The sequence below is a fragment of the Ruegeria sp. YTSC106 genome, assembly GCF_059609765.1.
Window position 1 is genome coordinate 90,274 of the sequence record NZ_JBXWMI010000017.1, and the last position, 6,139, is coordinate 96,412.

The window sequence follows — 6,139 nt, forward strand, 5'->3', positions numbered from 1 at the left end:
GATGTCTGACCTGATCCTATCCCCGAATATCGACAATGCTGACGACTTCTATGCCGAGCTGTTGGCTGCGCATGAAGGGCTTGATAAAGCCGACAGCGACGCGCTGAACGCCCGACTGGTTCTGGTGCTGGCCAATCACATCGGCGACGAACAGGTGTTGTCTGACGCCATTCGCGCCGCCGCCTTGACCGACAATTGACGGATTGGAATGTGAGCGAAGTCGTCCTTTATGACTATTGGCGCTCCTCGGCCAGCTATCGGGTGCGGATCGCCCTGAATCTGACCGGGATCGACTATCGCGCGGTTGTCGTCGACCTCGTGGATGGCGAACACAAGGGTGACGCACATATCGCGCGAAACCCACAAGGGTTCGTTCCGGTTCTGGATATTGACGGGCAGCGGCTGACGCAATCTCTGGCCATTCTCGACTATCTGGACAGAACACGTGAATTGAACCTTCTGCCCGACGATGCAGCGGGGCGCGCGCGCGTGCAGGCGCTGGCCTATGCGATTGCGGTGGACATTCACCCTGTTTGCAACCTGTCAGTTGCACGACATGCGACCGCCCTCAGCAAAGACCCATCCGATATGCCCGGAGAGTGGATGCGGCACTTCATCCGGCCGGGATTGCAGGCCTTTGAGGCCATGTTAGGTGAGTTTGAACAAACCCCCTATTGTGTTGGTTCGCAGCCCGGCCTCGCTGACATTTGCCTGATACCGCAGATATACAACGCGCGCCGGTGGAAGGTCGATTTATCGGACATGCCCCGTCTGTTGGGGGTCGAAAAGGCCTGCGCCGGTCACCCGGCATTTGTCGCAGCACATCCTGAAGCGCACGCACCCCAATAACCTTGCACAGATCCTGTGTGCTTGTGCGCCTAGGCGTCTGGCCCGATCGGACTTAGCTTTGTTTCATCAAAGCAATAGAGGTTCTGATGCCCGAGATCACCGGCTACCATGCCCATGTCTATTTTGACGCCGACACGCAGAACACGGCACAACAGGTCTGCGAAGAGGCCGCCCGTCTGTTCCCCGTCCAGATGGGGCACATGCATTGCCGTAATGTCGGCCCCCACCCGCGCTGGAGCTGCCAGTTGAGCTTTGCGGCTGATGCCTTTGATCAGGTCACTCCGTGGTTGATGCTGAACCGGCGGGGCCTTTCGGTTTTCACCCACCCGGAAACCGGCGACCATCTGGCCGATCACCGCGATCGCGCGATCTGGATGGGTGAAATGCTGGATCTGGACCTGTCGATCTTTGCCAAGCTTCAGCCCAGCGCCCGCGCCTGATCCCGCAGAACGAATTTCTGCACCTTACCGGTTGAAGTCTTCGGCAGGGTGCCAAACACCACGGTCTTGGGCGCTTTGAAATGGGCCATGTTGTCCCGGCAAAAGACAATCAGCTCTGCCTCGGTCGCGGTCGCGTCAGGCTTCAGCTCAACAAAAGCGCAGGGGGTTTCGCCCCATTTCTCGTCTGGCCGGGCCACAACCGCCGCTTCCATGACTGCCGGGTGTTTGTAGAGGATACCCTCGACCTCGACGGACGAGATATTCTCGCCGCCTGAAATGATGATGTCCTTGGAACGGTCTTTGAGCGCGATATAGCCATCCGGGTGCATGACGCCTAAATCGCCGGATGCAAACCAGCCGCCCTTGAAGGCCCCATCCGTGGCATCAGGGTTCTTGAGATACCCTTTCATCACCACATTGCCCTGCATAAAGATCTCGCCCATGGTTTCGCCGTCCGCGGGAACGGGCTCCATCGTTTCGGGATCGGCTACCATCAGACCAGACAGCGCCGTATACCGCACGCCCTGCCGTACTTTCAGAGCGGCGCGGTCTTCGGGTCCCTTGTCGTTCCATTCATCCTTCCACGCACAAACGACCGAAGGTCCGTAAGTCTCGGTCAGGCCGTAAACGTGCGTGACTTCGACCCCCATCGCCTCCATCGCTTCGATCACGGCGGCCGGCGGCGGAGCGCCCGCGGTCATCACCTTGATTTGATGGTCAAAGTCTTTCAATTCATCTGGCGCGTGGGCCAACATGTTCAAAACGATAGGAGCGCCACAGAAATGGGTGACTTTCTCATCGCGGAATGCCGCATAGATAGGTTCGGCACGCACGGCGCGCAGACAGATGGACACGCCTGCATTGGCTGCCATGGCCCAAGGGAAGCACCAGCCATTGCAGTGAAACATCGGCAAGGTCCACAGATATATCGAATGCTTGGGCATATCCCAGTCCAGCAAATCCGATTGTGCATTCAGGGTAGCGCCGCGGTGGTGATAGACCACGCCCTTGGGATTGCCCGTTGTACCGGACGTATAGTTCAGTGTGATAGCGTCCCATTCATCCTCGGGCAGTGACCAGTCAAACTCGGGATCTCCCCCTGAAATCAGGGCGTCATAGGTCAGGCTGCCGAGCCTTTCACCACCATCAAAGCTGGGATCCTCGATGTCGATTACCAAAATATCATGATCAACCTGCTCCAGCGCCTCTTTCACGACGCCGGAAAATTCGGGATCAACCAACAACGCCTTGGTTTCGGCGTGGTTCAGGATGAAAGCGACTATCGGCGCATCCAGGCGCGTGTTTATGGCGTTCAGAACGGCGCCCGCCATGGGCACACCAAAATGCGCTTCATACATTTCGGGGATGTTTGCAGCGATAATTGATACGGTATCACCCTTTACGACACCTCGTGCGTTCAAGGCACCCGCCAGCCGACGGCACCGGGTATAGGTTTCAGCCCAGGTATACCGCCGCTCACCATAAACGACCGACGGGTAATCGGGATAAACCTGCGCCGTGCGCTCAATGAACGAGAGGGGCGACAAGGGTGTGTAATTCGCCCGGCATTTGTCCAAATGACGCTCATAGATATTGGTCGCTGCCAACTGCTGATCCTCCCTGCACTCGGTTTGCGCGACTTGAGCATAAACTTGGTGCTCTGACAAATCCGTAGTATTACGATACCCTTATTGACTGGCAATACGGGATGGTGCGATCTGGCCCTACTTAGATCCGGCCATTCGCGGTGATCTGAAGCATCTTAAACATAGGCCGGGGCATACCGTTTCCTCACCCCGTGCACCGCATCTCACTGAAAGGACTTGTCATGGACGGCACGTTCAACGAAAACGATCTTTCCCGCGTGGTCGAGGCTGACCGCGCCCACATCTGGCATCATCTGATCCAGCATAAACCCTTTGAAACCAATGACCCCCGCATCATTGTCGAAGGCAAAGGCATGCGCGTCTGGGACCAGAAAGGCAAAGAGCATCTGGATGCGGTTTCCGGCGGTGTCTGGACTGTCAACGTGGGCTATGGCCGCGAATCGATCTGTAAGGCCGTATACGACCAGCTGATGAAGTTGTGCTATTTCGCCAATTCGGCCGGCTCGATCCCCGGCGCGATCTTTGCCGAGCAACTGATCGACAAGATGCCCGGCATGAGCCGCGTTTATTACACCAACTCGGGCTCTGAGGCGAACGAGAAAGCGTTTAAAATGGTGCGCCAGATCGCGCACAAGAAGTACGGCGGCAAGAAGACCAAGATCCTGTATCGTGACCGCGACTATCACGGCTCGACGCTGGCAACCATGTCGGCAGGTGGTCAGGACGAACGTACTGCACAATACGGCCCCTTCGCCCCTGATTTTGTGCGCGTGCCCCACTGCATGGAATACCGCAAGCACGAGCTGGACGGCGCCCCCGAAGAGAACTTCGGCGAATGGGCCGCAGACCAGATCGAAGCCGTGATCCTGCGCGAAGGCCCCGACACCGTTGGCGCGCTGTGCCTTGAGCCGGTGACCGCAGGTGGCGGCGTGATCGAGGCGCCTGAAGGCTATTGGCAGCGCGTGCAGGAGATCTGCAAAAAGTACGACATCCTGCTGCACATCGACGAAGTTGTCTGCGGCGTTGGTCGTACCGGCACCTGGTTCGGGTACCAGCAGTACGGCATCAAGCCGGACTTCGTGACGATGGCTAAGGGCGTTGCCTCGGGCTATGCGGCGATTGCCGTAATGGTGACCACCGAAGAAGTCTTTGACATGTTCAAAGACGACATGTCGGACCCGATGAGCTATTTCCGCGACATCTCGACCTTTGGTGGCTGCACCGCCGGTCCGGCCGCTGCGATCGAGAACATGCGCATCATCGAAGACGAGAACCTGCTGCAGAACTGCATTGATATGGGCGACCGGATGTTGGGCAACCTGCAGGCGCTGATGGATAAGCACGAAGTTATCGGCGACGTGCGCGGCAAGGGCCTGTTCCTGGGTGCCGAACTGGTTTCCGACCGGGCCACCAAAGAGCCCATGGACGAGAAAAAGGTTCAGGCGGTTGTTGCCGACTGTATGGCGCAGGGCGTCATCATCGGGGCCACCAACCGTTCGATCCCCAGCCGCAACAACACGCTGTGCTTCTCGCCCGCACTGATTGCAACCGCAGACGACATCGACCAGATCACTGATGCGGTCGACGGCGCACTGGGGCGTGTATTCGGCTGAACCTAACTGAATAAATCTGCCACCACTCATGCAATCACGGCGGATGAACTTAGACCGGCGCGCCCACCGCGCCGGTTTTTTTGTGTTTACACACACGGGTTTGTCAAAAGCGCCAACTCAAGTACCCTGTGGTTATTACACCCCATGCAGGAGACGTGTCCAATGGTACTAAAGCTCATCCGAAGCCTCGCGGCCGTGGCCATCCTTGCGGTTGCCACCCCTTCCAGCGCCAATGAAGGCAGCGGGTTTCCCCAGATCGTCGGCACCTGGCACGGCACCTATCTGGTGGCCTTCGCCAAATCGAACCCAAACCACGGGAAAGGCCTGCTGAAAACCGAGATGGAGCTGGAGATCACCAAGCTGGACGGCAACCTGATCACCGCCACCAATCGCTGGCGTCGGATCGGCGACACCGATTGGATCGTAGAAGAGGCTATGGGCACCTTTTCGTTGGACGAGCCCACCCGCTTTGTTCTGGCCGAGGCCGGGATATCGGGGGACGATGTGTCAGCCGGGATATTCAACGGAGTCTATCTGGATGACGTGATCATGGTCACCTATGCCGGGCCGGGAACGGGCGTGTCCTTTGCGGCGCAGTTGGTGAAGAAGAACGACAGCAACTAATGCGTGCCGAGAGTTAGTGCGATCCAGAAAACCTAATATGCAAAGACCGATGTCGCCTAAGTCCGCTGTGCGGACAAAGCCGACCTTCATATAGTGTCTGCACTACCTCGGGTTAGTCCCGCAATAATTGTTCATTGCTTCGTTGCACTGCCCTAACTTACCGGTCCAGCACTGTTCATCAGAGCGCCAGTTACTTCTTCGGAACCCCAAGCCCCACCGCTGCCCAAATCTGGAGCCGATTAGAGGTGTTTCCGATGACCCCATTTCAGAAATCGTTGTCGTGGAGTTTAACGGGCGCTCGGTTATTTCCATAATTTTGGGATAACTCACCCATGCAGCGTCAGTTTGAAAGAACTTTTCGCTTAGCCGATTGGGCAGTCTAAAGGAGCAATACAACTTAAGTTCGGGAGCAACGACATACATATCGCTACCATCAAGCTTAAATGGCACCTCTTTGGTTTCTATTCGGAATGCCTCAACGCAAAGATGATACAAATCTATATACAGCGTTGCGCCAGTTGGAAAATCCGTCTGTAGGCTCTCGAACCCGACACTTGTCGGCGTTCTTCCAGTCCTTGGCGCGCCATTTTTTAATGTCCATGGCCGTGCAAAGTGACCCTGATAACAAATTATGTCCGACTCTAGTGTTTCAACGCCACTCATGGTGCGAAGCTCGGCCTCCACAGTCACAACACGGGCAATACCTTCCTCCCAAATCCGCTCGTTCTTCGCATCCATTCGATAAACATTCAAAGCATGCTTGGCAGGATAAAACACAAAAAGCATGAATGCACCGAGCGCGAAAACCAAAACTAGTACGCCAATGACAATGCCGATTATCCAAAGAATGGCTCTTAGCATAAGCCTATGTTGGGTTCAGTATGTCTCTGCTTCAAGTTGGGAAAACCGTACTGTGCACCGAATAGGCTGTCACTAATGGGATGTACCGGCTGCTTCACCCAGCAGTTTAGGCTTTGCCTATATCTGCAAACAGGAGAAGTAGCTA

The 6,139-nt window shown here is 56.3% G+C and carries 7 protein-coding genes; 5 read left to right on the forward strand and 2 right to left on the reverse strand.

What is annotated here, in order from left to right; all coding sequences use genetic code 11:
- Position 1 precedes the first annotated feature (1 nt).
- The 3 genes from AC2FEB_RS19580 (at position 2) to AC2FEB_RS19590 (ending at position 1,289) form a co-directional block, all read left to right on the forward strand.
- Positions 2-199 (forward strand): DUF2783 domain-containing protein, encoded by a 198-nt coding sequence (locus AC2FEB_RS19580; protein ID WP_117869932.1) that lies wholly within the window; start codon positions 2-4, stop codon positions 197-199.
- An 11-nt stretch (positions 200-210) separates the two neighbouring features.
- Positions 211-849, forward strand: a complete 639-nt coding sequence (gene maiA, locus AC2FEB_RS19585; RefSeq protein WP_117872856.1) for a maleylacetoacetate isomerase — start codon at positions 211-213, stop codon at positions 847-849.
- Positions 850-935: 86 nt separating this feature from the next.
- Complete coding sequence (locus AC2FEB_RS19590) at positions 936-1,289, forward strand: DOPA 4,5-dioxygenase family protein (protein WP_117869933.1); 354 nt, start codon at positions 936-938, stop codon at positions 1,287-1,289.
- Here the strand turns inward: AC2FEB_RS19590 and AC2FEB_RS19595 are convergent.
- Positions 1,268-2,896: an acyl-CoA synthetase gene (locus tag AC2FEB_RS19595; RefSeq protein ID WP_117869934.1), complete on the reverse strand. Its 1,629-nt coding sequence runs from the start codon at positions 2,894-2,896 to the stop codon at positions 1,268-1,270. The genes AC2FEB_RS19590 and AC2FEB_RS19595 overlap by 22 nt on opposite strands.
- Before the next feature lie 221 nt (positions 2,897-3,117).
- Between AC2FEB_RS19595 and AC2FEB_RS19600 the strand changes: the two genes are divergently transcribed.
- Together AC2FEB_RS19600 and AC2FEB_RS19605 are read left to right on the forward strand one after the other, a co-directional pair.
- Positions 3,118-4,509: an aminotransferase family protein gene (locus tag AC2FEB_RS19600; RefSeq protein ID WP_299900354.1), complete on the forward strand. Its 1,392-nt coding sequence runs from the start codon at positions 3,118-3,120 to the stop codon at positions 4,507-4,509.
- A gap of 162 nt (positions 4,510-4,671) precedes the next feature.
- Positions 4,672-5,133, forward strand: a complete 462-nt coding sequence (locus tag AC2FEB_RS19605) for a hypothetical protein (RefSeq protein WP_117869936.1) — start codon at positions 4,672-4,674, stop codon at positions 5,131-5,133.
- Between the two features lie 102 nt (positions 5,134-5,235).
- Here AC2FEB_RS19605 and AC2FEB_RS19610 read toward each other — a convergent pair whose 3' ends face one another.
- Positions 5,236-5,994, reverse strand: a complete 759-nt coding sequence (locus tag AC2FEB_RS19610) for a hypothetical protein (protein WP_496675989.1) — start codon at positions 5,992-5,994, stop codon at positions 5,236-5,238.
- Positions 5,995-6,139 lie beyond the last annotated feature (145 nt).

Bases quoted from the DNA above. Each gene is read 5' to 3' on its own strand.
- AC2FEB_RS19580 (WP_117869932.1), top strand. From the start codon at position 2: ATGTCTGACCTGATCCTATCCCCGAATATCGACAATGCTGACGACTTC.
- AC2FEB_RS19605 (WP_117869936.1), top strand. From the start codon at position 4,672: ATGGTACTAAAGCTCATCCGAAGCCTCGCGGCCGTGGCCATCCTTGCG.
- AC2FEB_RS19600 (WP_299900354.1), top strand. From the start codon at position 3,118: ATGGACGGCACGTTCAACGAAAACGATCTTTCCCGCGTGGTCGAGGCT.
- AC2FEB_RS19610 (WP_496675989.1), bottom strand. From the start codon at position 5,994: ATGCTAAGAGCCATTCTTTGGATAATCGGCATTGTCATTGGCGTACTA.
- AC2FEB_RS19590 (WP_117869933.1), top strand. From the start codon at position 936: ATGCCCGAGATCACCGGCTACCATGCCCATGTCTATTTTGACGCCGAC.